Annotated in this window: 25 protein-coding genes and 2 pseudogenes; 13 read left to right on the top strand and 14 right to left on the bottom strand. The window is 48.4% G+C overall.

Going from position 1 to position 25,962, the window contains the following annotated elements:
- Positions 1 to 9 precede the first annotated feature (9 nt).
- Entirely contained in the window at positions 10 to 426 is a 417-nt protein-coding gene (locus ABTW00_RS05390; RefSeq protein ID WP_000387701.1) for a hypothetical protein, read from the top strand.
- Here ABTW00_RS05390 and ABTW00_RS05385 read toward each other — a convergent pair.
- The 5 genes and pseudogenes from ABTW00_RS05385 to hxsD form a co-directional block, all read right to left on the bottom strand.
- Positions 413 to 2,225, bottom strand: a pseudogene (locus ABTW00_RS05385) (DUF6119 family protein). The gene ABTW00_RS05390 and the pseudogene ABTW00_RS05385 sit on opposite strands and share 14 nt — an antisense overlap.
- A gap of 68 nt (positions 2,226 to 2,293) precedes the next feature.
- Positions 2,294 to 2,929, bottom strand: coding sequence for a His-Xaa-Ser repeat protein HxsA (gene hxsA / locus ABTW00_RS05380; protein ID WP_433639371.1), 636 nt, complete (start codon positions 2,927 to 2,929; stop codon positions 2,294 to 2,296).
- Positions 2,926 to 4,038, bottom strand: a complete 1,113-nt coding sequence (gene hxsC, locus ABTW00_RS05375) for a His-Xaa-Ser system radical SAM maturase HxsC (RefSeq protein WP_433639368.1) — start codon at positions 4,036 to 4,038, stop codon at positions 2,926 to 2,928. The genes hxsA and hxsC overlap by 4 nt, the downstream gene beginning before the upstream one ends.
- Positions 4,031 to 5,419: a His-Xaa-Ser system radical SAM maturase HxsB gene (gene hxsB, locus ABTW00_RS05370; RefSeq protein WP_433639366.1), complete on the bottom strand. Its 1,389-nt coding sequence runs from the start codon at positions 5,417 to 5,419 to the stop codon at positions 4,031 to 4,033. Before hxsB ends, hxsC begins: the two co-directional genes overlap by 8 nt.
- Positions 5,419 to 5,691 (bottom strand): His-Xaa-Ser system protein HxsD, encoded by a 273-nt coding sequence (gene hxsD, locus ABTW00_RS05365; RefSeq protein ID WP_000333417.1) that lies wholly within the window; start codon positions 5,689 to 5,691, stop codon positions 5,419 to 5,421. The genes hxsB and hxsD overlap by 1 nt, the downstream gene beginning before the upstream one ends.
- Positions 5,692 to 5,804: 113 nt before the next feature.
- Here hxsD and ABTW00_RS05360 point away from each other — a divergent pair.
- A pseudogene (locus ABTW00_RS05360) lies at positions 5,805 to 6,062 on the top strand (tyrosine-type recombinase/integrase); the annotation flags it as partial.
- 425 nt (positions 6,063 to 6,487) lie between these two features.
- The gene (locus ABTW00_RS05355; protein ID WP_433639364.1) at positions 6,488 to 8,464 is read left to right on the top strand and encodes an alkyl/aryl-sulfatase; all 1,977 of its coding nucleotides are present in this window, start codon (positions 6,488 to 6,490) and stop codon (positions 8,462 to 8,464) included.
- Positions 8,465 to 8,936: 472 nt separating this feature from the next.
- Here the strand turns inward: ABTW00_RS05355 and ABTW00_RS05350 are convergent, their stop codons facing one another.
- Complete coding sequence (locus tag ABTW00_RS05350; RefSeq protein WP_433639361.1) at positions 8,937 to 9,413, bottom strand: GNAT family N-acetyltransferase; 477 nt, start codon at positions 9,411 to 9,413, stop codon at positions 8,937 to 8,939.
- Between the two features lie 234 nt (positions 9,414 to 9,647).
- Between ABTW00_RS05350 and ABTW00_RS05345 the strand changes: the two genes are divergently transcribed.
- The gene (locus ABTW00_RS05345; protein WP_433639358.1) at positions 9,648 to 10,505 is read left to right on the top strand and encodes an alpha/beta hydrolase family protein; all 858 of its coding nucleotides are present in this window, start codon (positions 9,648 to 9,650) and stop codon (positions 10,503 to 10,505) included.
- Positions 10,506 to 10,711: 206 nt separating this feature from the next.
- Here the strand turns inward: ABTW00_RS05345 and ABTW00_RS05340 are convergent, their stop codons facing one another.
- Both ABTW00_RS05340 and ABTW00_RS05335 read right to left on the bottom strand, forming a co-directional pair.
- Positions 10,712 to 11,512 (bottom strand): nucleotidyltransferase domain-containing protein, encoded by an 801-nt coding sequence (locus ABTW00_RS05340; protein WP_433639356.1) that lies wholly within the window; start codon positions 11,510 to 11,512, stop codon positions 10,712 to 10,714.
- Positions 11,513 to 11,840: 328 nt separating this feature from the next.
- Entirely contained in the window at positions 11,841 to 12,137 is a 297-nt protein-coding gene (locus tag ABTW00_RS05335; RefSeq protein WP_276852266.1) for a DUF406 domain-containing protein, read from the bottom strand.
- Positions 12,138 to 12,387: 250 nt separating this feature from the next.
- Here ABTW00_RS05335 and ABTW00_RS05330 point away from each other — a divergent pair, with 250 nt between their 5' ends.
- Positions 12,388 to 12,810 carry a hypothetical protein gene (locus tag ABTW00_RS05330; protein WP_276852268.1) on the top strand — a complete coding sequence of 141 codons (423 nt, stop codon included), beginning with the start codon at positions 12,388 to 12,390 and terminating at the stop codon, positions 12,808 to 12,810.
- Positions 12,811 to 12,918: 108 nt separating this feature from the next.
- On the opposite strand, the gene ABTW00_RS05325 is transcribed toward ABTW00_RS05330, so the two are convergent.
- The 4 genes from ABTW00_RS05325 to ABTW00_RS05310 all read right to left on the bottom strand — a co-directional run bounded on the left by ABTW00_RS05325 (position 12,919) and on the right by ABTW00_RS05310 (position 17,860).
- Positions 12,919 to 14,025, bottom strand: coding sequence for a fimbrial protein (locus ABTW00_RS05325; RefSeq protein ID WP_433639352.1), 1,107 nt, complete (start codon positions 14,023 to 14,025; stop codon positions 12,919 to 12,921).
- A 12-nt stretch (positions 14,026 to 14,037) separates the two neighbouring features.
- Complete coding sequence (locus ABTW00_RS05320) at positions 14,038 to 16,491, bottom strand: fimbria/pilus outer membrane usher protein (protein ID WP_433640934.1); 2,454 nt, start codon at positions 16,489 to 16,491, stop codon at positions 14,038 to 14,040.
- An 80-nt stretch (positions 16,492 to 16,571) separates the two neighbouring features.
- Positions 16,572 to 17,237, bottom strand: a complete 666-nt coding sequence (locus ABTW00_RS05315; protein WP_276852272.1) for a fimbrial biogenesis chaperone — start codon at positions 17,235 to 17,237, stop codon at positions 16,572 to 16,574.
- Between the two features lie 68 nt (positions 17,238 to 17,305).
- A complete protein-coding gene (locus ABTW00_RS05310; RefSeq protein ID WP_433639349.1) occupies positions 17,306 to 17,860 on the bottom strand; it encodes a fimbrial protein in 555 nt (184 codons plus the stop codon).
- A 621-nt stretch (positions 17,861 to 18,481) separates the two neighbouring features.
- Here ABTW00_RS05310 and ABTW00_RS05305 point away from each other — a divergent pair.
- The 4 genes from ABTW00_RS05305 to ABTW00_RS05290 all read left to right on the top strand — a co-directional run bounded on the left by ABTW00_RS05305 (position 18,482) and on the right by ABTW00_RS05290 (position 20,469).
- Positions 18,482 to 18,781 (top strand): ArsR/SmtB family transcription factor, encoded by a 300-nt coding sequence (locus ABTW00_RS05305; RefSeq protein WP_433639347.1) that lies wholly within the window; start codon positions 18,482 to 18,484, stop codon positions 18,779 to 18,781.
- Positions 18,782 to 18,794: 13 nt separating this feature from the next.
- A complete protein-coding gene (locus tag ABTW00_RS05300; protein ID WP_433639344.1) occupies positions 18,795 to 19,316 on the top strand; it encodes a rhodanese family protein in 522 nt (173 codons plus the stop codon).
- A gap of 58 nt (positions 19,317 to 19,374) precedes the next feature.
- Positions 19,375 to 19,554, top strand: coding sequence for a hypothetical protein (locus tag ABTW00_RS05295; RefSeq protein WP_065358205.1), 180 nt, complete (start codon positions 19,375 to 19,377; stop codon positions 19,552 to 19,554).
- A gap of 465 nt (positions 19,555 to 20,019) precedes the next feature.
- Positions 20,020 to 20,469: an L-alanine exporter AlaE gene (locus ABTW00_RS05290; RefSeq protein ID WP_065358204.1), complete on the top strand. Its 450-nt coding sequence runs from the start codon at positions 20,020 to 20,022 to the stop codon at positions 20,467 to 20,469.
- A gap of 39 nt (positions 20,470 to 20,508) precedes the next feature.
- On the opposite strand, the gene ABTW00_RS05285 is transcribed toward ABTW00_RS05290, so the two are convergent.
- Positions 20,509 to 20,853 (bottom strand): DUF2002 family protein, encoded by a 345-nt coding sequence (locus tag ABTW00_RS05285; RefSeq protein ID WP_064543247.1) that lies wholly within the window; start codon positions 20,851 to 20,853, stop codon positions 20,509 to 20,511.
- Between the two features lie 150 nt (positions 20,854 to 21,003).
- Between ABTW00_RS05285 and ABTW00_RS05280 the strand changes: the two genes are divergently transcribed.
- Positions 21,004 to 21,330, top strand: coding sequence for a DUF883 family protein (locus tag ABTW00_RS05280; RefSeq protein ID WP_433639341.1), 327 nt, complete (start codon positions 21,004 to 21,006; stop codon positions 21,328 to 21,330).
- Between the two features lie 67 nt (positions 21,331 to 21,397).
- Here ABTW00_RS05280 and ABTW00_RS05275 read toward each other — a convergent pair whose 3' ends face one another.
- Positions 21,398 to 22,747 carry a PLP-dependent aminotransferase family protein gene (locus tag ABTW00_RS05275; protein ID WP_433639339.1) on the bottom strand — a complete coding sequence of 450 codons (1,350 nt, stop codon included), beginning with the start codon at positions 22,745 to 22,747 and terminating at the stop codon, positions 21,398 to 21,400.
- An 86-nt stretch (positions 22,748 to 22,833) separates the two neighbouring features.
- Between ABTW00_RS05275 and ABTW00_RS05270 the strand changes: the two genes are divergently transcribed.
- From ABTW00_RS05270 to proW, 3 genes are all read left to right on the top strand, one after another.
- On the top strand, positions 22,834 to 23,265 hold the full coding sequence (locus tag ABTW00_RS05270) for a carboxymuconolactone decarboxylase family protein (protein WP_064543241.1): 432 nt from the start codon (positions 22,834 to 22,836) through the stop codon (positions 23,263 to 23,265).
- Positions 23,266 to 23,676: 411 nt separating this feature from the next.
- Positions 23,677 to 24,882, top strand: coding sequence for a glycine betaine/L-proline ABC transporter ATP-binding protein ProV (gene proV, locus ABTW00_RS05265; RefSeq protein ID WP_433639336.1), 1,206 nt, complete (start codon positions 23,677 to 23,679; stop codon positions 24,880 to 24,882).
- Positions 24,875 to 25,936: a glycine betaine/L-proline ABC transporter permease ProW gene (proW, locus tag ABTW00_RS05260; RefSeq protein WP_064543237.1), complete on the top strand. Its 1,062-nt coding sequence runs from the start codon at positions 24,875 to 24,877 to the stop codon at positions 25,934 to 25,936. The genes proV and proW overlap by 8 nt, the downstream gene beginning before the upstream one ends.
- Positions 25,937 to 25,962: the final 26 nt, after the last annotated feature.

Genomic DNA, 25,962 nt, shown 5'->3' with positions numbered 1-25,962 from the left:
GTGCAGAAAATGGAAGCCTTATTCAAAGTTTTTGAAAAATTCAGTTCCAGACCGCTTTTTTTTATTTTTTTCGGACTCTCACTTTGCGAATTTTTTCAGGAACAATCGGTTCTAATGAATCCATCAGCAGATAACATTGCGAAATTATTTGCAGCCATGACATTAGTTGTTTTTTTAACTTGGGGATTTGAATGGCTAATTTTTAAGTTCAATGTAAACCTTGAACCTCATGATCAAGGCGATATTGGACCAACAATTGGAACGGCTACTTTAGCTGTATACTTAGTTTATGCCTTTCATTTTCTCAGTGAAAATCCTGAAGCATTAAATTTAAAGTTATTAACTAACTCTGGTTTTATATACAGCACAACTCTATTATTATTCTCATTAGAAAGTATGAAGCTTAGAAGACTTAAACAAAAGTAAACAACATCATTGCGAGATAAATACAAAAGAGGTATGGCGGTAAATCACCATACCTAAAACATAATAATTTTGGTAGTATCGGTGATACATAATCCACACCAATATTGGAGCGATACTGAGACGCTATAGCCTGATATCTTTCTCCATAACCAATTCTAAGTTGAGATTTAAGATACGTTTTTTTTCTTTCCCTTTTTCTTTTGGGATTTGTCGTGATGTGAATAATATATCTTTGGTTTCAGATTAAATCCTTCAACAACTTCCTTCCAAGTTTGAACCGCCAATAAAAATTGAATAGAATTGATGTCAATTAATTTTTTAGCTTTTGTAGTAGTTGAGATCCATAAAACCACATCAGTAATTGTCTCTTCAAATTTTACTACTCCTCTTACTATAGTTTGAATTGTAGTTTTTGACTGCTCAATATTATAAATTAGATCATGCGGTTTATCTGATATCTTTACAGCAATAATCTCTCCATTTTTATAAAGATCTGCAACTTCAACATTGTAGTCCTTGCCATTATCACGTAAGGATGGTATTTTTTTTAGCTGGCGATCTAGAAGTATATAACCTTTCTCATCAGACATCTTTTCATTAAAATAATACTCTCTATATTCTAATTTGTCTTTAGAAGTTCCTTCTGCGATTTGTTTTATTTTTTCAGCTTGCCATACTTTGAAGTCGTCTTCCTTAAGAGCATCTTTAACCTCAAATTTTATACTGGATAAAGAAGTAGACAAATACTTCATAAAAGCAGAGTTAAATCGACTCCATCCTCCCCTCTTAAGGAAGAAGTGCTCACTGCCCTCGCTATAAGTAATGCTCAATATTTCTTTTAACGAGGCTGTATGACCACTGTTATTTTCATTAGTTATCTTAACAAAAACTTTATTGACATCTTTTATGTCGTTAGTTTTTATGAATTTCTTTACATCTGCTATTTTTATGTCATTAATTTTATCTGATGATTGAAGATACTTTCCACTCCCCTCAACTTTTGTGTGCAATTTAAAAAATGTCAAAGAATTATTAATTACAATAGAGGCACCAAAAGATTGAATCTCATCAATAATAACTTTTGCATCATCTGTAATGATCGATTGAAGTAGATAATTATCAAGCTCATCTATCTTTGACTCGTCAGTGATTTTTTCCGATTTAGGAAATTCGATTTTCTCTTTGGTTGCCAACGAAGAATCAATATCATTGAAAACATCGACTAATGCAGTAGGGGCACCATCCAAACTTAGCTGAATTGAATCAGAAAAAGTTATATTATTACATCCCCACTTGTCAGTTTCTTTGGCTTTTGTTTTGAGATGCTCGATGGATTCGCCAGGAAAATATGATCCTTGAACAAACTGTGAGTATGAGGATGCCTCCTGACTCTTTCCCCCACAAAAGAATCTGCTTTTCTTGAGTAAAATATTTTCATCATTAGCTATACGCATTGCCACATTCAGCCCAAAGTCTGCTTCAATAAACTTGCTGAGATAAAAATGTGATTTACCAAGACTGATAAGATAGCAATTCTCAGGGTCCTTTTCTTTAAATCCTATTAGCAGGCCAAAATAGAATATATTATGAGGCTTTTCAATTTCTTCATTGAAGAAATCACTAAAAACATCCCACCACCATACTTCATTTCCTTTTAACTTATCAGAAAAATAAAATTTGAGTTGATAAGATTGATGTAGAATAGTTTTTTGTTCGACAAGCCCTTCTTTAATGACTTTTTTTGTCAATTCTGGAAGACTCTTATATGGCATTCTATATATGTTATAGCTGACTGACATTTAATCGCCTCTGAAATATATATTCATACAAGTTAATGTTAAAGTGAAAAATTTTTAATATACTTGATTTATCGAGCTAAAATACTCAATGAATTTAACAACTGTGTATCTAAGGTTTCACTTGAGGGCACTGGTAGTCCGTTCGCAATGCGATAATTTTTTATTGACTGCCTTGTGGAAGGCCCCATTATGCCGTCAATATTCCCGTTGTAATAACCTTTGTCCAGCAAAGCGAATTGAACCCGCATGATTAAGCGCTTACGCTTCTCTGTACCAGAAGTCAGCCCATTACTTGCACGGTTAGCTTCTGTAGTTCCAGCAGAATTCGTAGTAGTAGAGTTGTTATTGTCGTTAGAACGAAGCGAACGCACAGAGGAAGAGGACGATGAGGAACTTGTTCCTGAACTTGAAGACCCAGATGAACTTGGTGAGCTGTATGTTTTTGGATAATAGGGAGTGCTGCCACCATAGTACCCGCCACCTGATGATGAACGGTGAGAACTATGGCTCCGATGGGAGCTATGACTGCGATGCCCTGCAATGTAGAATGGAACTTCGGTGTTAAGTGGGGCTATCACTAAATCATGTTCATTAAGAGTCATACCAGGCAAATCACTTGCTCCGGTAGATGAATCACTTGCCCATACAGAATTATTGAGTGCGAAAAACCCCGGAAGTAGAGCAGCAAAATTAAATTTTTTCATAAAATTGGTCTCGGTGGTTGATGGAAACGGCCCGTTGAAGAACTGAAATAACCAGCACAGGAAGACTTCTGAGTGCATTCATCACATTCTTTAGGATAGTAATTTTTCCAATCAGAGATCGACTGAGCAGCAAGCTCCCAGGCTCTTTCAGGAAGATGACACAAAGGATAATTAAAAATTGTTAGAGGTATACCTGACCTGTGTGCAGCGTCTATAGCGGAGGTTATTTTCTCACTATAGCTGCTGTGTTCAATGAAGATTGTTGACCAGTTTTTTCGCGCCCAACCGATAGATTCCAACCCCATAAGGGAAATCTGATTGATGTTGGAGAAAACACGGCCAACGAACTCTACGATGTCATCCAATTCCGTATAGTTAGCCAGTGTCGGAATAACTCTAAGTTCGATATTAATCCCTGAGTTCCCTGCATTGATTAACCCCTTAACCGTTTCATTAAATGCGCCATCACTTCCTACCAAATGATCATGCACAAGTGGTCTTGATGAGTAGAGCGGTATACCAAAGGTGATTTTTATCTTTTTACTTCGCTTTGCCATTTCATGAGTAAAGTTGGTATCAGCAAATTTGCGTCCGTTTGTTAAAACATGCAAAGCAGTACCTGATGAATTCTCGATGATAAAATCAATGAAGTTAAGGAAATCATCTCCATACAGCAAAGGTTCACCACCGCTGACCCCAACTACTCCATTCAACCCAAATGAAGCGATAGCAAGGGCTGATTGGGTAAGTAGCCAGTCATCATTTGATTTCTTTGGTGGCTGCGAACAAAAGAGACACAAGTTATTGCAGCGTTCCGTTACTAAGACAGTATTATGATTGGCTCTGCGGGACAGAATAACGCGGATCATATTGCCATTGTTAATTACCCCAATATCTCCATCTTCAATTGACTCACATAATTCAGTGCTAATAACAGAGTAATCAAAGCATGGTAGAATGGCATCATTATTGCCTTCAGCAACTACCAGTAAATTGGGCAAAAAGAATAAAGGGTTCACTGGTTTTTGTTTGCATAACCGATAGAATCCCGTGGGCACATTCTTTTTTGAAGCAAAATGAAAGATATCGTTCCTGATAACCTCAGACATATGCCCATCCTTTTAGCATCTCAGCCTTCGGACCACCTTCTGAAATGCAGTTCATCAGATACCTGAACATTCCCTTGTGATACTGACAAAACGTTGAACGACTCCTATCACCAACAGGCTCACCTTGTACACTTATGTTCTGGCATGGGTCTGCACCGCAAAATGGTTGATACGCGCATGTATCACAACCTGGCAGAGCAAAATTGAACGATGAACTCAATACTGCGTTATAGTAAGGACTCTTGGAAAATGATAGCGTCTTAACCTCACCCGCACTGAACTCCGTTTCAGGATTCACCTTCTGCAACATACGGCTCTCATCGCTACCATATACTCGACCGTCATAATTGAAAAGAATACTGTTAAGCACGACCCCACTTGGCGACTTTAAATCCGCATAACCACTAAAGCCGGGATTGAAGATCCTTTTCAGATGAATGGAGGCCGAATGTTCCACAACCCTTATCCCTTTATTGTTGATCTTAAGGATTTCATCTATCAACGAGGCATAGAAACTTAAGTATTCGTCCATAGAAAAGGTGAACGATGCTTTTTGTGCAAACCCATAGGGACTAACAGGTCGGATAAACATGTCCTTGAGGCCAAGAGATAAGTGAGCTTGGACAATCGATTCAGGGTGCCTGATAAGTTCTTTAGTAACTGTAGTAACCGTTGCAACACGACCAGCGCCTAAAGACCGTTTGATAGCCTCTACCCCTGACACTGTTCTACTGTAAGCAAGCCCATGACCAAGAATTCGATTACTGTTGTGAACAACTTCCTCACCATCAAGCGAAACAGAAAACGTTATGTTCCTATCTCTCGACCATTCAAGCATATCCTCATTCAAGACAGACAGGCTTGATGCTACCACCATCTCAAAATTGGTACTTCCCAGCGTTTCAGCACATTGCTCATAGATAGACTGAATTAAATCGAACCGCAAGAGTGGCTCTCCACCCTGTATCTCTATCTTGTAAGGTGGTGTCGATAGTTTTTTGATAGTTGAAATGATGTCAGGTATGAGAAAGGGATTTAGATCATATCCAGGGGCGTTCACTGAAGCTCTACTGACCTGACAATACTTGCAGGTATGGTCGCAACGCAGTGTGGGCACAATCATGAAAATTGGCCTGAGCGCCAATTCATTCATCAATCGTTTTGCAAAAGCTGAACTTAAAGCATAGGGAGCAATAGCTGATGAGCTTTCGTTGGTTATGAACAGCTTGCTTTCTAGTGCGTTTGATTGCTCTGCACTAATTTGCTCATCAGAAAGATCTAGCAGCTCTTGCTCATTAATGAAGTGATGAAAGCCAGCGAGGTTGCTTATAAAAACCCGTCCATTAGGCAATCTATCAAAATTGAATGGCATCAATTCCATTACGAAAGCCTTTCATCGACACTGCGTAGCACTTTATGGACAATAGAGTCTCTCAACGCCCCCGTTTTATGCTGTAGTTTTTCTCGCAAAGCATAATCATTCAGCAGCCTCTCGAATTCATAGAGGCATTCGGGACCATCGTTTTCAAAAGAGATTGTCCAGGAGGATATATCTTCACAAAGTTTCCACTGAGTAAGAGAAGTCATCCAGTACAGGCTATTGCGTATAACCCATTCAGAATAAACATCTTTTTTTAACGTCCTTTCGCACATTGCCATTGCCTCACAAAACTAATAATCACAATCAGCAACCGCTTTAAAGCGGATTTTTCCTATAGAAATGAGGATACACCATTAAATTAATATGTTACAGGATGTTAGCATCTGAATGGCAATTACTAACGATGATCCGACCTGCCGAAGCGTCAACGACTTGCTGGGATGAGATCGACTTTGACGCAAAAGAATGGCGTATCCCTGCTGGTCGCATGAAGATGAAGCGTGAGCATATCGTTCCGCTTTCTGCGCAAGCTTTGGCTATTCTGGAAGTGATGAAGACCATTAGTCAGCACAGAGATTATGTTTTCCCCGGCTACCGTAATCCACTTGAACCGATGAATAGCCAGACAGCGAACATGGCGCTTATGTAAGCATCCCTGCAATCTGTGCCATTCACTTTTAGAGATCTTCCGACATAATGATTATGCCCCTGAGGAGATCTGGCCCCCCCCCCCCACAATAATGAGCTTGCCCTTAATACCAGCACATGCAGTCACCCCAGGAAAAATCACTCGTCTTTCAAGTCAAATACAACAGCCCGCCACTTTGTTTCACCAGCGTGAGCTACAGCAATCGATTCTAATTTAGAATAATACACTAATGTAATATATCTCATTATTAATGATCGCCTTGCTAATAAAATCCCCCCACCCTGTGTACAGCTACAACATTGCAAAATGCAAAAAAACCTCCTGTTTAAACATAAATATCTACACTAAATCTGTAACGGTATGAATATCTTACTTTCGCTAATGTTTTACCCAGCCAATACAAGTCAAAGAGGGTCCCAATGAAACAAAAGCTTATTGTCAAAAGTCTGGCGCTCGCCGGGCTGATGTCAACGGTCATTCTGCCTGCTTATGCTGATATCACCCCAAAAGACGCAACCGAAACGACCCAACAAGCCAACGACGCGCTGTATAACCAATTACCATTCTCTGACAATACCGATTTTACTAACGCTCATAAGGGCTTTATTGCCGCACTGCCTACTGAAGTTATCAAAGGCGAACAAGGTAACGTCATCTGGGATCCACAGCAGTATGCGTTTATCAAAGAAGGTGAAAAGGCCCCCGCAACAGTCAACCCAAGCCTGTGGCGCCAGTCTCAGCTGATTAATATCAGCGGCCTGTTTGAAGTCACCGACGGTGTCTACCAAATCCGTAACCTCGACCTGTCCAACATGACCATAATCGAAGGTAAAGAAGGGATTACGGTGGTTGACCCGCTGGTCTCTGCCGAAACCGCAAAAGTCGGTATGGACCTGTACTACAAAAATCGCGGTAAAAAACCCGTTGTCGCAATTATTTATACCCACAGCCACGTTGACCACTATGGCGGTGTACGCGGTGTCGTTGATGAAGCCGATGTGAAGGCCGGTAAGGTAAAGGTGTACGCACCCTCTGGCTTTATGGAGGCCGCAGTAGCTGAAAACATTATGGCCGGTAACGTCATGAGTCGTCGTGCCAGCTACATGTATGGCAACCTGCTGAAGCCCGATGCGAAGGGCCAGGTTGGCGCAGGTCTTGGAACCACAACATCAGCGGGTACGGTTACCCTGATCGCACCGACGAATATCATTGAAAAAGACGGTCAGAAAGAAGTGATTGATGGCCTGACCTACGACTTTATGCTGGCCCCAGGGTCAGAAGCCCCGTCTGAAATGCTGTGGTATATCGAAGAGAAAAAACTCATCGAGTCTGCGGAAGACGTTACCCATACCCTGCACAACACTTACTCTCTGCGCGGTGCAAAAATTCGTGAGCCGTTGCCGTGGTCTAAGTACATAAACGAAGCGATTGTTCGCTGGGGCGATAAAGCAGAAATCATCATGGCACAGCACCACTGGCCGACCTGGGGCAACGAAAATGTGGTTAACCTGCTGAAAAGCCAGCGTGACCTCTATCGTTATATTAACGACCAGACGTTGCGTATGGCCAACCAGGGACTGACCCGGGATGAAATCGCCGCCAACTTCAAGCTACCGGATAGCCTCGCACACACCTGGGCAAACCGCGGTTACTATGGTTCGGTCAGCCATGACGTGAAGGCCACCTACGTGCTGTACCTCGGCTGGTTCGATGGCAACCCGGCAACCCTGGACGAACTGCCGCCAGAAGAAGCGGCTAAGAAGTTCGTTGACTACATGGGTGGCCCGGATGCCATCATGAAGAAAGCCAAAGAAGACTTTGATCAGGGTAACTACCGTTGGGTTGCGCAGGTCGTCAGCAAGATAGTGTTCGCCGACCCGAACAACCAGGATGCCCGTAATCTGGAAGCGGATGCGCTGGAACAACTGGGCTATCAGGCTGAATCTGGCCCATGGCGTAACTTCTATCTGACCGGCGCGCAGGAACTGCGTAATGGCGTATTGAAGGGGCCAACCCCAAATACCGCCAGTCCCGATACCGTGCGTGCGATGACTCCGGAAATGTTCTTCGACTATCTGGCAGTCCATATCAACGGCGAGAAAGCGGGCAATGCGAAGTCGGTGTTTAACATTGACCTTGGCAGCGACGGCGGTAAATACAAACTGGAACTGGAAAACGGCGTACTGAATCATACCGCCAATGCAGAAGCGAAAGATGCCGATGCGACCATATCTCTGGACCGCGCGACCCTGAACAAAATTATCCTGCAAGAAGAAACGCTGAAACAGGCGCAGGATAAAGGGGAAGTTAAAATCTCAGGCGACGGTGCGAAGCTCGACGAAATGCTGGGCTATATGGATAAATTTGAATTCTGGTTCAATATCGTCACGCCATAGTTATTGCTGTGTGAGAAAGCTGCCTACGGGCAGCTTTTTTATTAGCAAAAGCTAAATAGCTTCTTTGTTTCCTATTACCAAACTTAGCACCTTCTCCTTAAAACCAGCCTGATGTGCTATTTCAATACAAATATAGAAGGTAATTGTGTCTCTTGAATCATATATTTCAAGAACAAATAAATTTGTGGACTTACTTTTTCCTTTTTTGTAGCAAGGAGCAAAACTGCCAATAAGACATACAACTATTTAAGCATCCCTGCATTACGAACCATTAATTTTTCAACAGTCTCTAACCCGCCAACTTCCGCTTGTGGCTCGAAGTGGGCAATCTCCCTGAGCTGAGGTCTGCCGCGAGCGAGGAGCAAACATTGAACACATGAGTTATAGCCAGCCCAAGGTTTTGAAGCTGCTCCTGAACTTGTAGCGATTCGATTTCCGTTGGTGAGCTATCCTGCCAAAAGCACAAGAAAATTCAGACTGATAGTGTGATAGACATATCCATGCAACGCAGATCTGTTTTGGCAAGTCTTGATGGGGATGTCGTTTCCTTGATAAACATAAAACCATGCTTTTCGTAGAAAGTTTGTGCGTTTGGTGTTGAGGTCAAGGTTAACTGTTTCAACCCTCTTTTAATCGCCTCATCTTTAATCGTTTCAATAATCAGGCTAGCAAAACCTTTACCAAAATAATCCGGCAATGTAAAAATAGCTTCTACGCTACCTTCGGTAAGATCCAGATATCCCGTTGCCACCAACCCTGTATCAGGCAACTCGACAACAAAAAAAGGATTTTCCGTAATAACCTCCCTGTAATGTTCAGGCATAGCTTCAGGCGTCCAGTCCTCAAGGACTCTGGCACAATAACTTGGCTTACATCCTTCCCGGATAGAAAGATTCCGTATATTCCAACATTCCTCTGCCTCTTCAGGTACTGCAAGCCTGATTTTCATTTGTTCTTCCTTTTCGTCTTATTATATTTATAGATTTATCATGAAACGGTTTCGTTTCAACAACTTTGTTTAACAAAAGAGGAAAGTCCGCACCTGGCACGCAGCGGACGAGTTACGCTGTGAGCGAAAAACGGGCATCAGGCTCAAAATAGAAAAAAAATCGCCGAATTCCGTAACAAAGGCTAGATTGAATTCAGACTCAACTGGTATGACCACAAAAGCAAGGCGCAAAAAATGAATTCGATCACTATCCCCGTCAGCCAGGGCGGATTTCTGGCCGCCACGGTTTGGGAGAGAAGCAATGCCAGGGCGATGGTTATCATTCACCCGGCAACGGCGGTTGTGCAGGCATTTTATAAGGGATTTGCAGAGTATCTTTTTAACAGAGGATTCAGCGTTCTCACTTATGATTACCGCGGCACGGGTCTTTCGAAGACCGGGAGGGTCCGTCACTACAACGTCTCAATGTCAGACTGGATCGAGCAGGACGTCGGATGCATAACCGCATGGGCTAAAGCGCGTTTCCCTGGCGTTAGCCTGCTGGCGGTAGGGCACAGTGTGGGAGGTCACGCCGTTCTGCTTTCGTCTGCCACCCAAACCTTGCGTGCCGCAGCCATTGTGGCTTCACATGCTGGCGTGACGAGCACGATAAAACGAACGGTAGAAAAAGTGCGCGTCTGGTGCTTATTGCGTGTTCTGGCCCCGGTTCTGTGCCGTATCTTCGGCTACATGCCTGCCAGGCTTCTGGGGCTGGGTGAAGATTTACCGGCTCCGGTGATGCGTCAGTGGGGGCGCTGGAGCGCAATGCCGGGTTATTTCTACGACGACCCAGACTGGAATGCACGCCAACGGGCAGGTGAGATAACGTTACCCGTATTGGTGATGGGTTTTGATGACGACCCGTGGGCTAACACTGAAGCTATTACACGTTTGTTGGAGCCGGTGCAAAACGCCAAAATAGAACGCCGCGAGATACGACGCGCAGAGTTTGGTCTGTCGTCTATTGGTCATATGGGATTTTTTCGTGCGCGATGCGCAAAGACATTATGGCCCGTCGTCGGTCAATGGCTGGAGAGTCAGTGCCCGGATTGAATAAAGCGTGGCATTAGGTTCTGAGAACGCCCAATTCAACGTCTGTTCCAGGGCCTCAGCAACCATTTGAACTTTCCCCTCCCCTGGACACCTGAACCTGGCTTCAGCATGGATTGCAGCAGCTGAATTGAGATATCCACCTCGGGATTTGGCTATTCGATGATACTTTTACACTCCGGCCGCGTAAGTGACCGGAGTGTATAGATTTAACCCCTGTCAGAATACTCGTTCAGCATGGTAAGGACCGCCCAACGGGCCGCATCGTCTGCGATATTGTCAGGCACAGCATCAGCTCGCAGATTGATATAAGCATCAGCGGCCATTTTGATAGCCAGGCTAACAGAATCACGATCGTGCGTTGCCAGCGTGGAAGTCAGCAGGCCATCAGGATCAATGCCGTGAAATTCAATACGGCGAACCCCACGTTGCGGTAGATTTGCACGACGGTACAGCATGGGCCCCAGAATCTGCTCGCGGAAAAATGCCAGCATACCCATCGCTTCGAAGAGTTCGCCCCTTCCCAGCTTAACCACTGCGTAATGAAGCCAGATCCAGGCTCGGGATTCAAACCACTCCGGCGTCATGTTGGGCCAGTGGGCACTAAATTTTGCCAGCTGTCGCTCCAGCGCCGTGTTATCACGGGTAAATAATACCGCGGGCTCCTCAACGCGTTGAGTGAGCATTTCCAGGGAGACAAATTTTAGATCGACATGCAGGAGCTCAGGGCCATACAGGCATATGAGCAGGCGAGGCTCTCCGACATGTTCCCCGGTGAAAGCATGCAGCAGATGGCCTAATGTTCCGGCAAGTTCCCTACGCTGCGCCATGATTTCGTCATAGTGGAGAGGGTCGACGACAACGACAAAATCGAGATCGGAGTATTTATCAAATCCGCCATGAATCATCGAACCGCCGGCAAGAAGGGAATGAATTCGCGAATCTGACTGAAATTTAAGTTTGAGTTGCTCTGCAAAACTTCTGTGTAAATCGGGTAACGAACTCAGCATACTTTTTCCTGTTCACAAAAAAGACAAAGCATTTCAGAATATCGAGTTGCTTATATTCAGGCCAGATATTTTTTTGCAAGAACAGGAATATTTTTCAGGAGTTATCTCGATTAGCCATATGTCCACTATTTAGTGGGTAAGCGCATCAGGGATATATCAACCAGACTGAAGGCATAATTCTATGGTTATTCCGACAAAGGACAAGAAAGCCCGATATAGCGCAATGGCAACCGTCGGAGATAAACACATTTACCTGGGCGTCCAGGAGGTACGTTTAACAGGCCTGCCGCCGTTCATCCACTGAACATACCGGCAGGCGCGCTTACACTCAGAATGCCGACCGTAATGATAATTCAAAAATGATCTTTTCTGCCTGACAAGAGAATGTCACAGAAGCGTCCAGTTTTGCTTCGTTGTCGACGTTCAGAATCTGATACTCAACCTCTGGTTTCCCATCCGATGCCGCAGCAGAAGCCAGTTTCTGGATTTTAGCGGCCGCTAGCTCCGCTTCGTTTTGCGTCGGAAAAATTCGCTCGATTTGAAAGGTACAATCGTCATTTTCAATAATTGTACCAATATCGATTGCACACCCCTTGGTACTGCACTTATCAACAACATCTTTCATAATGATAACCTCGTATATTTGCTCTCAGGATAGGACGCTGACGAGGGAAAATCCATACTTTTAGTGCGTAATCCGCCCGGTCGCTTACGATACGACCCGTCGTGGACGAAGCCCACCTTTGCCCCCAACGATCATAACATTCATTCAAAACCCAGATGATTCACTTACAGTTTATTCCTGGAGACGCATAATCTCCGGTATGCCAACCTTGTTCATGCTCATAACACTGAGATCGTTAGATGAGGACATTATGAAAAAGACAATGATTGCATTATCTGTACTTATGCTGGCATCACCGGTTTTTGCCGCAACGACTCACGCCACTGACGACACCGTGGCCGCAGCACAGGAAAACGCCAACACCGCGAAGGAAAAACTGCATCAGGCGCAGAATCAGGGTGAAGAGCTGAAACTGAAATCAAAACATGCCGCCGAAGGGAAAAGCGACAGCGTCGGCAGCCAGGTAAGTGAAGGCGCGCAGAAAACCTGGCATAAAACCAAGGAAGGGACGGAAAAAGGCTGGAACGCCACCAAAGAAGGCGCGCAGAAAGGCTGGGATAAGACCAAGGAAACCACCGAGAAAGGATGGGATGCCACCAAAAAAGGTGCCCAGGAAGGCTGGGATAAAACCAAAGATGGTGCCGCTGAGCTTGAGAAAAAAGTTACCGAATAACCTGACGTTCACACAAAAAAAGCCGCATTCGCGGCTTTTTTTATATTCCGCGCATTGTCGCCACCTAAAGAAGAACGCGAAGGAAAACGGGCGCTTCGCCCGTCACCATTAATTATAAATAAGCGTAAACGTCGCCATACTGTTCGCCGTCCCGGCGTTAACCACATTGCCAGTCTGCACATAATGGGCAGTGAAGTTAATTCGCTCAGCGCTGGCGGCGTTACTTGCCGCCACCTTTTTCAGTATCGGAAGGTTCGTGGCTTCATTAATTTTCACCGCCGTACCGGCTGCCGGGGCAGGCGCGCCGTTATTGCCGTAGTTCAGTGCCACGCCAACGCCGCTGGCTGCCGCGCTGGTCTTTGTTAATGCCAGAATATTCGGCTGCCCGGATGCATCTTCTACACCAAAGAAGCCTATCCGTACCTCGGTCGGCTGAGAGCAATAAACCGGAATAGCAAACGTCTGGGCGTTACCTCCGGTCGTGCCAATACCTTTAAATTCGGATTTATTGACTGAACCTAACGCCACATGAATCGTGGAAGTGGTGACCTGGCAGCTCCCGCTGGCACCGATATCGACGTTAAGCGCCGAGAGTCCAAGGAAGGTTGGCGACGTGCTGGTCGTGGTTTTCCCCGATGCGGACTGCAGTTCCATAAACAGTTTCCCAACCTGCGGCTGTGCATCCACGTTAGTATGGTTGCCCCCGCTCAGCTGTACGTCGCCGGTTTTGTAGAAGGTGACATAAGCCTTAATGATCACCTCTTTCATGCCAAGTAGCGCCGGTATATCGGCACTGTCGCAGATGGTTGCCGATTCACTCCCCGCCGGAGACGAGCTTCCATCAATGTAATGCACCGCGCCGCCATTGCACTGAAACCCCAGCGAGTAACCAAGACCGTTCAGTTTACTGGCAAAAATATGCACCCCATTCACCGCCGTCGCCGCCCCCTGGGTATCCATTTGCTGATACACCACGCGCTTCCACCCGGCGGCGGGGATCGCTAAATCGCAAGAAAAGCGAACACCGCTGCCATTATCCGCCATCGAATGGGACATCTGCGTATTGTTCGGCAGCGTAGGCAGATATTTGATGTTCTGCGTGTTCACGGTCATATCACCGATGGTATTACTGCAGCTTTCTGCCCAGGCTTGCGGGCTGTTTGCCCCCAGCATGAGCAGAACAAGAATGCAAAAGCGCCGAAAACCGATGTACATACTCAAGCCCTTTTATAAACAGACCGCGCTCACCGTTTTGACCGGATTACGCTGTGGATGATTGGAAAGATGGAAATGAACCGCACAGCTTTGCGCGACATGGTTTACGTCCCAGCGCACAACCAGGGTGCCATCATCCGGAACGCCGCTGAGATAAACCTGTCCCTGCTCTGCCACAATTCCTGAGTCAGCGCCCGCTACGCCCGCAAGCGTTGCGCTCGCGCCAAACGGCAGCGGGCCATTTTTGCCGCGAAGCGTAAACAATACGCGGTGTCCGATATGTGTCTCATAATCCGCCTCGACAATCGCACCGCCTCCGGGGATCACCGTCTGCCCTTCCAGTTCTACCTCGGTGTCATCCGCCATTGATTCGGTATCCAGGCTGATATCATTCTTACGATACGCCGTGAGCGTCGGCACGATGGCATAGCCACGCCAGTCGGTATGGAGATCGGTGCCATTTTGAATCGCCACGTTATCCGCCCCGGGAGCCCGGACGATGGCAAAACTGTCACCGGTATACTGGCCCAGAGTCACACCATGAGGATGCGCCACAATGGATCCGGACGCGCCCCAGTTAATCTGATGAGTGGTTTTATCACGCTGATAGCCAAGCTGTGCTTCGCCATAGCCGCCACGGTAGTCCAGCGACACGCCGCTGTTCCCCCCCTGACCATGGTTGCCGTAGCCCTGTTGCACGGTGTAGTAGAGGTTATTTTCCTCCAGCGCCGAACCATACAGCGAGGCCTGCTGAGAGGTATAGCCGTTGTTATCGGAGGTGGTACTGTAGCTAACGGAGGCATCCGGCAGCATCTCGCCTAATGGGATATTGAGGTTAAAAGAGAACGAGCGGTCATTTTTATTACTTTGCGACGATTGCGTATAGTAATACCCCACTCCCCAGGAGACGCTTCGCCAGGCGCTATAGAAACCCACATGAACGGTCTGATCGTGTCGCGTGGAATGCCAATAGGTTTGCTTCCAGGCAGAAGCGGACAAGCTACCTACGCCTCCCAGCGTTTGCGACAGCGAGATCTCCTCACGGTTACGCTTGTTGTCCGTTTCGCCATAACGTCCCTCAAGGGCGTTGGCTTCGCTAAAATCGTAGTAACCGCTGGAAGAGTAGCGATAGCTTGCAAGGCTCAGCGTCGTGCCGGTAGTAACGAAGTCTTTTTGATACTGTAAGCGCGCCGAATGGCCGTTATAACGCTGCCTGGACGGCGTACGGGTAACCGCGCTGGTGTAATCAACGCCCAGCGAGCCCAGCATGCCAAATCCCCGCCCCGCGCCGACCGACCAGGATTGGTAATCCTCCGCAATTTGTGTGCCGCCATAGAGCGTCACACCCGCGGGCAGTCCGTAGAATAAGGTCGACTGCATAAACTGCGGACGGCGGGTCTGGGGTTGCGTGGAGTAAAAACGCCCCGCGCTGACGCTGTATTTTATGCGTCCCTGGCGCAGCATAAACGGCACCGCTGAAAACGGTTGGGTAAATTTCCGCTCTGAGCCGTCGCTCTCTTTCACCGTCACGTCCAGATCGCCGCTCTGCGAAGTCGGATACAGATCGTTAATGACAAATGCGCCCGGCGCGACAAAGGTTTCATAGATGACATAGCCATGCTGGGAGACGGTCACTTTGGCGTTACTGTGGGCCATGCCGCGAATCGTCGGCGCAAAGCCACGCTGGCTATCCGGCAGCATCTCTTCATTGGACATCAGCTGAATGCCGCGAAACTGCACGCTATCGAAAATATCGCCGCTGGTATAGGTGTCGCCCATGCGCAGCTGACTCTGTAAAGCGCGCACGTCATGCTGTAGATAGGTGCTTTGCGAACGCCAGCGACGCGTTTTGTCGTACTGCATCGCGGCAATATTGCGCAACCGCCAGCCGCCCAGGTTAATACCGCTGCGCAAGTTTAAATAGCTGGAGCGAAAGTCACCGCCGCTTTGCTGTGTCTGCGCACCGGTCAGGTTGTAGTCGACAAATGCGGCAGGAATGCCATCATCCCAGCGGGAAGGGTCAACATAACCATGGCTTTGCAGATTCATCGCCGCCTGCGGAATGCTCAGTTTGAGTCGCTGTTCGGTGAAATCAAACGTGCTGGAAGCATCGGGAATGAACTTGCCAATCAGGCTGAAGGTTTCCCCTTCATCCAGCGAGTCAAATGACGAGAACGCGCTAATGTTTACGCCATACTCGGCCAGTTGGGCTGGCGTTAAAAGTGGCTGCAGCCGGCCATTAACATCGACAAACTCAATGGTTTCATGGCCCATTTGCTGGTTATTGATCCACACGTCCACCGGATAACGACCCGGTTGTTGGCCGCCGGGTTTTGCGAAATAGTGCAGATCGGCCATTTTCTGTTGCGGGTCGGAAAGCTCTAACGCCGAAGGGTCAAAATAGTCCTCGGCCCGCGTAGCATTGTGGTAGCACAGCAGCAGCAACGCCGCGGGAATCCAGGCCATAAGCGGATGACGGCCAATGCCAGCCTCATCAAACGCATTGTCGGAAGTTCTCTTTTTCACGATGGGAGTTGTCAGCAAGATTACTGTTGCGCGGAGTCTGTAATGCCGCCAAAGTCGTTAATCGCCCGCCACTTCACGACGCCTGAACGCGTGACTGGCCACGATTGATCGCTGAAAGGGGCAATCATGCCTGGCGATTCCAGTTCCTGCCCACCAACAGACAGTGAAAAGAAGGAAACAAAATACGCGGTGGGGTTATGGGCAACCAACCGGTTTCCCGTCGTACTGAATGTCAGCGCTTGCCAGGCGCTTTCCGCCTCGCCCGCTAAATTTTTCGGCCGATAGAAGATCTTAAACTTCGATTTAATATTGACCTGCAGCTTATTCACATCATCTTTTTGCGTTGGAGCAATACTTTTCACATTCAACCAGAATACCGATTCACGATCGGTGGGTAATTGTGCTCCAGTATAATTAATTCGCAGCATATTTTTCTGTTCAGGTTCCAGACGAAATAGCGGCGGCGTCACAATAAACGGCGGCTGCCCCTTATCCGTAGTCAGATAATTTTCCACCCATGACTGAACTAAATAAGGCATTGCGGCATCGGCATTCGTAACAGAAATAGACGCCTCACGTTTACCTTCTTCATAAATAACGCGGGTGCCCCCCATAACGATCCCCGCATGAGCACCAGATGAAATGATAAATAAAGAAATAGCCAGACTCGCGATAAAACGATTCATTGGGAAAAACCAGATTTAAAGAATAAAAGAGAAATTGAGCAGAAGCCGCCTTCTGCTCAGAGCTTTAATTAGTTGTAAATCATATTAAAGGTAGCAGTACCGTTTGCTGCCCCGGTGGTTATGGCTGTACCGGTGGCTTTGTAGTCGGCATAGAAGGTCAAATCGGCGGTACCGGTGTTGGTGCCTGATGACCCAGCGGTGACCGGGTGTTTATCACTTACCTTACCCAGAATGACTTGTTTACTTTGGTTTGCTTCATACAGTTTAATGCCGACACCCGTTGCGCCACCTGAGGCAATGGCCAGTAATGTCGTATCGGTCTTGTCTTTGTTGCCATCAAACAGCACGGCAACCTGGGTTACCGAACTTGGGCAATCCTGGACGCTAATTTGGAAGGACTTTTTGGTCGTCTCGACGCCAGAACCGGTAAAATAGGATTGTGCCCACGTGCCAAGGTCGACCTGCGGGTTTGTGCTGCCGCTGGTCACGTTACAAGAAACATCCGTAATGGCCCCGGTGAATTCGACCTGCCCACCCTTACCTTGTGTAGAACCGGCAGCGGCTACCGCCCCCGATACCACTAAGCCGATGACACCTGCCATAATACGAAATTGTGTTTTCATTCTTCATCTCTGATTGATATGCATTGATGCTGACGGTTGCCGGGTAAAAACGATTTATCCGCGCATCGCCGTAAAGCCCTCCATGATTATTAATCTTCGATTCCATCCACAGGGTATTAAACAAGTAATCGCCCTCCATGCCTTTATTAAAGACGGAGAGTATTTTTATTTATAAATTAAGGCTAATCGCCAATATCTTATGTGCATTAGAAATGCGACATCAATCATATCTGCATTGAAAATCAATGCAACAAACAATCACGTAAAAATATCGTAAAAGAACCATCTATTTACTCTCAAAAATAAATAATAATCACTAAATGTTATCTACTAATGATGTTCAAAGTGTAGATACTCAATGCATAAACAAAAGTCATTAACACTCTTTCTTAAAACTTAACGAAATTAACGTCACAAGGCATGCCATCAAATTGCCTGCGTAACAAAAAGTGCTGAGCACGCACGAAAGTAGGAATAATCTTAATATTGTCACCACCCGGACTTTTCAAATACTGATAATAACCACACTAAGCAATAAGTACATTACCAACACAACACGGCTTGTCATCCCTCCCTCTTTAGTTTAGAGTCTTCTTAATTAAGATAAACATAAAATAAACTATGACCGAAATCGATTTTCTGCAGGCTCGCGCCAGCGAAGCCGCCACGCTACTAAAAGCGATGAGCAACCCCCACCGGCTGCTGATCCTTTGTATGCTGTGCGATGCGCCAGGCACTAGCGCTGGCGATCTCGCGAAAGTGACCGGCTTAAGCCCGTCAGCCACTTCTCAACATCTGGCGCGCATGCGCGAAGAGGGGCTGATTGACAGCCAGCGAGCCGCACAACGCCTCCACTACTTTATTAAAAACGACGCGGTGAGGCAGATTGTTGCCACCCTAAAAACGCTCTTTTGCCCTTGAGGAATACCTGAACATGACCGTTGAATACCTCTCTCCACAAGCGGCGCTTACGCTCCTTGAGCAGGGTGCCATCCTTATCGACATACGTGATACTGACGAGTATGCGCGTGAACACATTCCCGTGGCCCGACCGTTTCCGCTTGCATCCATCGAAAAAGGGCAGACGCTTCAGGCCTCAGCTGACAACATCGTGATTTTTCACTGCCAGTCCGGCAATCGTACGCGTAACAACGAAGCGCGACTGATTGCCGCCGCAGCACCTGCAGAGGTTAAAATAGTTGACGGAGGGATCGACGCCTGGCGGCAGGCTGGCCTGCAGACGGTCGAGGATAAATCACAGCCACTACCTCTTATGCGCCAGGTACAGATCGCCGCGGGCGTGCTAATTTTACTGGGCGTCCTACTGGGTTATAGCGTATCCAGCGCCTTCTTCTTGCTAAGTGCATTCGTGGGCGCAGGCTTAACCCTGGCCGGGGTGACCGGCTTTTGTGGTATGGCGCGGCTGCTAGCCATGATGCCGTGGAACAGGCGGTAAGCGCTGTCGCCGCTACGGCAACGTTAATAAAGACAAGAGACAACAAAGGAGCACGTTGATGTTTGCACCTGGCGATCTGGTCCAGCCTAAAATGGGCGGTCCAAAATTGAAGGTTATTGAAGCACATGAAGAGAGCATTGTGGCCGTCCAGGCCAGCGATGAACACGGTAAGCAATACACGCTGAAAAACGATGACGTTGCCCCGTATCGTGAAGAAGGCGACTTTGGCGTTTGCTAAGACCTCCCCCGCGGTGAGCCTGGCTCACCGCCTCTCCTCACGAAACTGAATGCTTACCCACAAATCACGCATATCCTCCAATACCCCCCACCAGCGTTTAATGCCAAAAAATAGCCTTTTAGTCAGTTAAAAACACCATTAGTGACGACAATCACAATAATTTCAGCATTAGCACGCTAAACGCAAAAAAGCCCTACGCTTCCGATACTATTAACCGTTCGATAACAAAGCATAATACATTGATTTTTAATACAAAAATCAGAGTCAAAAACAAAAATAGCGCACAGGTTAAAAAACAATCAAAAACAGAGTATTTTATTGATAAAAACGCATTAAATAAAAATATTTCACTAGTTGTTTGTTTTATTGTAGATGGATAACCTATACGCGTTGAACAAACCAACCCAAAACGCCAATAAACACGTTTTCTCTCAGTTTTAACGTTCATTTTCGAGGAGCATACCGATGTTCTCTGCGCAGTCACGCCTGCGTCATGCGGCAGCAGACACTTTCGCCATGGTGGTCTACTGTTCCGTCGTGAACATGATGATTGAAATTTTTCTCTCGGGAATGACCTTCGAGCAGTCACTTTCGTCTCGACTGGTGGCGATTCCGGTGAACATTATTATTGCATGGCCGTACGGTATCTACCGTGACTTCATCATGCGCCAGGCCGCGCGAATCAGCCCGGCTGGCTGGATGAAAAGAGTGGCAGATCCGCTAGCGTACGTGACCTTCCAGTCGCCGGTATACGTATTGATTCTGCTGAGCGTGGGTGCCGATTGGCATCAAATTGCCGCAGCGGTCAGCTCAAACGCGGTCATATCGCTGGTGATGGGCGCCGCTTACGGCTACTTCCTCGATTTCTGCCGTCGCTTGTTCCGCGTCGAGCAATACACCCAAGCGAAAGCCTGATAGCAGGGTAATAAGAGACTGGCCATGCCAGTCTCTTATTTAGATATTCTCGCCAAAAAGCCCATCTAAGAAACGTTCTAAAGCCATTCGTGAACTAAAGCCGTGCGGAATACCGTAATGCTGTTCAACATCGCCGCCAAGGTACAACGGAAACTGTTCGTAGTGATCGCACGCTTTAATATCAGATGCCGGTTCGGCAAATTTAAAGCTACGGTCTTTGAGCGCCGGGTGAATGATCAGGGCGGTGCGCCCCATCCGCGCTTCGCGGTTGACGTAAACATAATTTTCCCCCCGGCGATAGCCGTAGGCTTTGGCGGTTACCGCATCCATGGTAAAGCCCGCTTTTTCAAGAACGCGCGCCACCTCATCAGGTCGTAGATACATATTTTTTCCTCGTCATCTTTTACTGCATCGCCACCTTACATGAATCAGTATTCGCCTCGCTTTCAGATAAATCCAGAAACACGTTAAATCACGGCAATTTATAGCGGATGACCTACACTTAACGCTCCAGCAAATTTCGTGGAGGACGTTATGCCCAAATTATTTAACCGCAATGAAGCAGAAGATGAAGCACAGGATATTCATAACGATGTCAGCCAATTAGCCGATAGCCTGGAGGATATTCTCAAGAGCTGGGCCAGCGAGAATAAAGATGAAGTGGAAACTGCACGACGCAAAGCCAAAGCGTTGCTGAGTGAAACCCGCGCTCGTATTCATGGCCGCAGCCGTTTACAGCAGAGCGCCTACGATGTTGCCGACACCGCGGACAGCTATGTTCGCGATAAACCGTGGCAAAGTGTGAGCGCTGCCGCGGCAGTGGGGATTTTTATTGGCGTATTATTGGGATCGCGCCGATAATATAACCATAACGATGTTGATAATAAAAACGCGTCTACCCCGGAGTATCTTTGATGCTCCGGGGTTTTTATTTTATTGCTCGCCTTAGCGCCGCAACCTGTTCATTTGCCATCGCCTGTGAAGCAATATTGGTAAAACTCATAATCAGCCCGGCACCTCCACAATGAGCCATGCGCCAGTCGTTAACCGCCTGCACCGCCAGGCCCGCCTCTCGCGCCCGACGCGCCATCATCCGGTCATCCCCGTCAACCGACACCACCAGTTGGATGCCCCCCAGCTGTTCCACCACCTGAAAACCGTGCGCCACAAGCGCCGCTTCAAGCCAGCGACGACGCTGGGCATAGTGAAGGCGCATTTTCTTCAAATGCCGCCAGAAGTGACCTTCACGCAGGAAATCTGCCAGCGTTTGCTGCCAAAGCAGTGGCACCGGGCAAGCCACCCGTTGAGCCTGCCGGCGGAACGCCGCCACCAGCGGCATCGGCGCCACCAGCCAGGCGGTACGCAACGCCGGAAATAGCGCTTTGCTGAATGTGCCGATATAAATGACCCGCTGCGGTGCATCCAGGCTTTTCAGCGGCGGCAGCGGCTTGCCGTGATAGCGGAACTCGCTGTCATAATCATCTTCAATCACCCACGCCTGATGATGCGCTGCCCAATCCAGCAGCTGTCGCCGCCGCGGCAGTGACAGCGCGACGCCCGTCGGGCTTTGATGCGCGGGAGTCAGTAGCGCAAAACGCGTATCGGCAGCATGTTTGAGCGCCCAGTCAACGTCCATCCCTTCGGCATCGACAGGCACCGGATGCAGCGTCACGCCTTCTTGCTCGATGGTGGGACGAATCAGCGGAAAGCCGGGGTCTTCGACCCACATCCCTTCACCACGCCCCGACAGAGCCTGTAGAGTCAGGCTCATAGCGGCCGCATAGCCCGAGGTGATAAATACCTGCTCGGCTTCACATTCAATACTTCGCGACAATCGCAGGTATTCAACAATCGCCTGGCGTAACACCATTTCGCCACATACATCGCCAAGCGCTAAATCAAAACGCGTTTGCGTTCGCAGCCGACGCCCCATCACACGGGACCATATTCCGCGTGGAAAGAGGTCGAGCGCGGGTAGCCCCAGTTGAAACGGTTGTGGCTGAAACTGTTCGCCACCAAAGCCAAGCGGCTCAGCTGGCGCAGTCTCCAGTGTTAAGTGATCGCTTACATACGTACCGGCCTGCCCGCGTCGCTCAAGCCAGCCTTGTGCCACCAGTTCGCCATAGGCGTTCTCCACCGTCACGCGTGAAACGCCAAGTTCCTGAGCATAGAGACGGCTTGATGGCAGACGCCTGCCTGCCGCGAGCTCTCCTTGTTCAATCGCCGTCTTCAGCTGGCGAGCTATTTGCCGGTAACGCGGTTCGCTCTTCTGCTTCATGGTCTTATTTTTTACTCTTAATATGGCCATCTTTCTAAGACCATTATAGTGCTATTTTTGTCACATCTTGAACGAGGAGAAAGACAATGACTGCATTACGCCAACCCTATAGTGAACTCAGCCCCAACGTCTATGCCGGGCTGGTACAGGCCAGTATCGCGCTGGAAAAAAGCTCGCTGGAGCGCACGCTGCTGGAACTGCTGTATTTACGCGTATCGCAAATCAACGGCTGCGCGTTCTGCCTGGAAATGCACAGCAAAGCGCTGCGCAAAGCGGGCGTTGAACAGAGCAAACTGGATGCGCTGGCGGGATGGAGAGTGAGTAATCACTTCAATGATGCGGAGCAGGCTGCGCTGGCATGGGCCGAAGACCTGACGGACATCGCCAGAACCCATGCCGAAGACAGCGTATATCAACCGTTGTTAACCTATTTCAGCGCAGAGCAAATCAGCGATATGACCTTTGCCATCAGCCTGATGAACGCCTTTAACCGGCTGGCCGTTGGCATGCGGATGTAGTCCCGGAGTGCCCGTGAATCATCGCCGTACACGGGCATTATTTTACTTCAAATATCTCACGTTAATTCAGCAAAACACGGCCTTATTTTCCACCCGGATATTTCCTAAAAAAACGTCATCATCATACAAATAATCTCCGCCATTCCCCTTCTAGTTTTCAGAAAATATTCAGTACATTTTTTAGATCTCAACCCAAATTCCTGACCAAAATTATAAAAAAAATCAACTACCGCTAATTTGCGCTCAGCCCTTATATCATGGGAAATGAGAGCGATATCACCCTGCCGGCTATTTCGGATGAAAACAGATTGAGGGTTGTCACATCGTCTCAGTATGCTAGGGTATATACAGGTCATTATTTTCATCAGGTAGCATATCGACATAAACTAAAAACAGGAAATTTCATATTGCATGGCAGTTAAATTAGAAATTAAGAATCTTTATAAAATATTCGGCGAGCATCCACAGCGAGCATTTAAATATATCGACAAAGGTTTCAGCAAAGAGCAAATTCTGGAGAAAACAGGGTTATCGCTTGGCGTCAAAGATGCCAGTCTGGCCATTGAAGAAGGCGAGATATTTGTCATCATGGGGTTATCCGGCTCCGGCAAATCCACCATGGTACGCCTTCTCAATCGTCTGATCGAACCGACTCGTGGGCAGGTGCTGATTGACGGCGTGGATATTGCCAAAATATCCGACGCCGAGCTTCGCGATGTCCGCCGTAAAAAAATTGCAATGGTCTTCCAGTCATTCGCCCTCATGCCGCACATGAGCGTACTGGATAACACCGCGTTTGGCATGGATCTGGCCGGTGTGCCGGTGAAAGAGCGCCAGGAGAAAGCGCTGGACGCCCTGCGCCAGGTGGGCCTCGAAAACTATGCTCACGCCTATCCTGACGAACTCTCCGGCGGGATGCGTCAACGCGTTGGTTTAGCCCGCGCGCTGGCCATTAACCCCGATATCCTGTTAATGGATGAAGCCTTCTCAGCGCTCGATCCGTTAATTCGTACCGAAATGCAGGATGAGTTAGTCAAATTACAGGCCAAACATCAGCGGACCGTGGTATTTATTTCCCACGACCTTGATGAGGCCATGCGAATTGGCGATCGCATTGCCATTATGCAAAATGGCGAAGTGGTACAGATCGGTACCCCGGATGAAATTCTGAATAATCCGGCAAATGACTATGTCCGCACCTTCTTCCGCGGCGTAGATATTAGCCAGGTATTTAGCGCCAAGGATATTGCGCGCCGTAATCCGGATGGTCTGATCCGTAAAACACCGGGCTTTGGCCCGCGCTCCGCCATCAAATTACTGCAGGATGATGACCGTGAATACGGCTACGTCATCGAACGCGGGAATAAGTTTGTCGGTATTGTCTCCATCGATTCACTGAAAGAGGCGCTCAAAGCCAATCAGGGAATTGACGCGGCGCTTCTTGATGAGCCACTGGCCGTCGATGCGCAAACGCCACTCAGCGAATTGCTCTCTCATGTGGGTCATGCCCCCTGCGCCGTACCGGTTGTTGGGGAAGAGCAGCAGTACGTCGGCGTTATTTCAAAAAGAATGCTGCTACAGGCATTAGATCGCGAGGGGGCAAACAACAATGGCTGATCAATCTAACCCGTGGGATACCACACCGGCCGCCGATAGCGCGGCTAACTCCGCCGATGCCTGGGGTTCACCGGCTTCGGCACCGTCCGGCGGCAACGCCGACTGGCTGCACAGCGCGCCCGCGCCGCAGCCCGAACACTTCGACATTATGGACCCGTTCCATAAAACGCTGATCCCGCTCGATAGCTGGGTGACGCACGGTATCGACTGGGTGGTTACGCACTTCCGTCCGCTGTTCCAGGGGATTCGCGTGCCCGTCGATTACATCCTGAGCGCCTTCCAGCAGCTGCTGCTGGGGATGCCTGCGCCGGTAGCGATCGTGCTGTTCGCCCTGATTGCCTGGCAGATCTCCAGCGTAGGCATGGGCATCGCGACCTTTATCTCGCTGATTGCCATCGGCGCCATCGGAGCCTGGTCGCAGGCGATGATCACTCTGGCGCTGGTACTCACCGCCCTGCTGTTCTGCGTGGTGATAGGCCTGCCGCTAGGGATATGGCTGGCGCGTAGCCCGCGGGCGGCAAAAATTATTCGCCCGCTGCTCGATGCGATGCAGACAACCCCGGCGTTTGTCTACCTGGTGCCGATCGTCATGCTGTTCGGTATCGGTAACGTGCCGGGCGTGGTGGTGACCATTATCTTCGCCCTGCCGCCAATTGTGCGTCTGACCATTCTGGGGATTAACCAGGTACCGGCAGACCTGATTGAAGCTTCGCGCTCCTTCGGCGCCAGCCCGCGTCAGATGCTGTTCAAGGTGCAGCTGCCGCTGGCCATGCCGACCATTATGGCGGGCGTAAACCAGACGTTGATGCTGGCGCTGTCGATGGTGGTTATCGCTTCGATGATCGCCGTCGGCGGTCTGGGCCAGATGGTGCTGCGCGGTATTGGCCGTCTCGATATGGGCCTGGCGACGGTCGGCGGCGTGGGGATCGTTATCCTCGCCATTATCCTCGACCGCCTGACGCAGGCCGTAGGCCGGGACTCCCGCAGCCGCGGCAATCGCCGCTGGTACAGCACCGGCCCGCTGGGTCTGCTGCTTCGCCCTTTCACTAAGTAACCATCGTGTTGGCCCGCGCTGGCGGG

It is taken from the genome of Kluyvera georgiana (assembly GCF_050990895.1).
Taxonomy (GTDB): Bacteria; Pseudomonadota; Gammaproteobacteria; order Enterobacterales; family Enterobacteriaceae; genus Kluyvera; species Kluyvera georgiana.
This window is presented reverse-complemented; position numbering and strand designations above follow the sequence as displayed.

Coding starts and splice junctions, on each gene's coding strand:
- ABTW00_RS05390 (WP_000387701.1), top strand. CDS start 10: ATGGAAGCCTTATTCAAAGTTTTTGAAAAATTCAGTTCCAGACCGCTT.
- hxsD (WP_000333417.1), bottom strand. CDS start 5,691: ATGTGCGAAAGGACGTTAAAAAAAGATGTTTATTCTGAATGGGTTATA.
- ABTW00_RS05275 (WP_433639339.1), bottom strand. CDS start 22,747: ATGAAGCAGAAGAGCGAACCGCGTTACCGGCAAATAGCTCGCCAGCTG.
- ABTW00_RS05270 (WP_064543241.1), top strand. CDS start 22,834: ATGACTGCATTACGCCAACCCTATAGTGAACTCAGCCCCAACGTCTAT.
- ABTW00_RS05325 (WP_433639352.1), bottom strand. CDS start 14,025: ATGTACATCGGTTTTCGGCGCTTTTGCATTCTTGTTCTGCTCATGCTG.
- ABTW00_RS05310 (WP_433639349.1), bottom strand. CDS start 17,860: ATGAAAACACAATTTCGTATTATGGCAGGTGTCATCGGCTTAGTGGTA.
- hxsA (WP_433639371.1), bottom strand. CDS start 2,929: ATGAAAAAATTTAATTTTGCTGCTCTACTTCCGGGGTTTTTCGCACTC.
- ABTW00_RS05285 (WP_064543247.1), bottom strand. CDS start 20,853: ATGTATCTACGACCTGATGAGGTGGCGCGCGTTCTTGAAAAAGCGGGC.
- ABTW00_RS05290 (WP_065358204.1), top strand. CDS start 20,020: ATGTTCTCTGCGCAGTCACGCCTGCGTCATGCGGCAGCAGACACTTTC.
- ABTW00_RS05345 (WP_433639358.1), top strand. CDS start 9,648: ATGAATTCGATCACTATCCCCGTCAGCCAGGGCGGATTTCTGGCCGCC.
- hxsC (WP_433639368.1), bottom strand. CDS start 4,038: ATGTCTGAGGTTATCAGGAACGATATCTTTCATTTTGCTTCAAAAAAG.
- ABTW00_RS05305 (WP_433639347.1), top strand. CDS start 18,482: ATGACCGAAATCGATTTTCTGCAGGCTCGCGCCAGCGAAGCCGCCACG.
- ABTW00_RS05315 (WP_276852272.1), bottom strand. CDS start 17,237: ATGAATCGTTTTATCGCGAGTCTGGCTATTTCTTTATTTATCATTTCA.
- proV (WP_433639336.1), top strand. CDS start 23,677: ATGGCAGTTAAATTAGAAATTAAGAATCTTTATAAAATATTCGGCGAG.
- ABTW00_RS05355 (WP_433639364.1), top strand. CDS start 6,488: ATGAAACAAAAGCTTATTGTCAAAAGTCTGGCGCTCGCCGGGCTGATG.
- ABTW00_RS05320 (WP_433640934.1), bottom strand. CDS start 16,491: ATGGCCTGGATTCCCGCGGCGTTGCTGCTGCTGTGCTACCACAATGCT.
- ABTW00_RS05295 (WP_065358205.1), top strand. CDS start 19,375: ATGTTTGCACCTGGCGATCTGGTCCAGCCTAAAATGGGCGGTCCAAAA.
- ABTW00_RS05335 (WP_276852266.1), bottom strand. CDS start 12,137: ATGAAAGATGTTGTTGATAAGTGCAGTACCAAGGGGTGTGCAATCGAT.
- proW (WP_064543237.1), top strand. CDS start 24,875: ATGGCTGATCAATCTAACCCGTGGGATACCACACCGGCCGCCGATAGC.
- ABTW00_RS05340 (WP_433639356.1), bottom strand. CDS start 11,512: ATGCTGAGTTCGTTACCCGATTTACACAGAAGTTTTGCAGAGCAACTC.
- ABTW00_RS05330 (WP_276852268.1), top strand. CDS start 12,388: ATGAAAAAGACAATGATTGCATTATCTGTACTTATGCTGGCATCACCG.
- ABTW00_RS05300 (WP_433639344.1), top strand. CDS start 18,795: ATGACCGTTGAATACCTCTCTCCACAAGCGGCGCTTACGCTCCTTGAG.
- ABTW00_RS05350 (WP_433639361.1), bottom strand. CDS start 9,413: ATGAAAATCAGGCTTGCAGTACCTGAAGAGGCAGAGGAATGTTGGAAT.
- hxsB (WP_433639366.1), bottom strand. CDS start 5,419: ATGGAATTGATGCCATTCAATTTTGATAGATTGCCTAATGGACGGGTT.
- ABTW00_RS05280 (WP_433639341.1), top strand. CDS start 21,004: ATGCCCAAATTATTTAACCGCAATGAAGCAGAAGATGAAGCACAGGAT.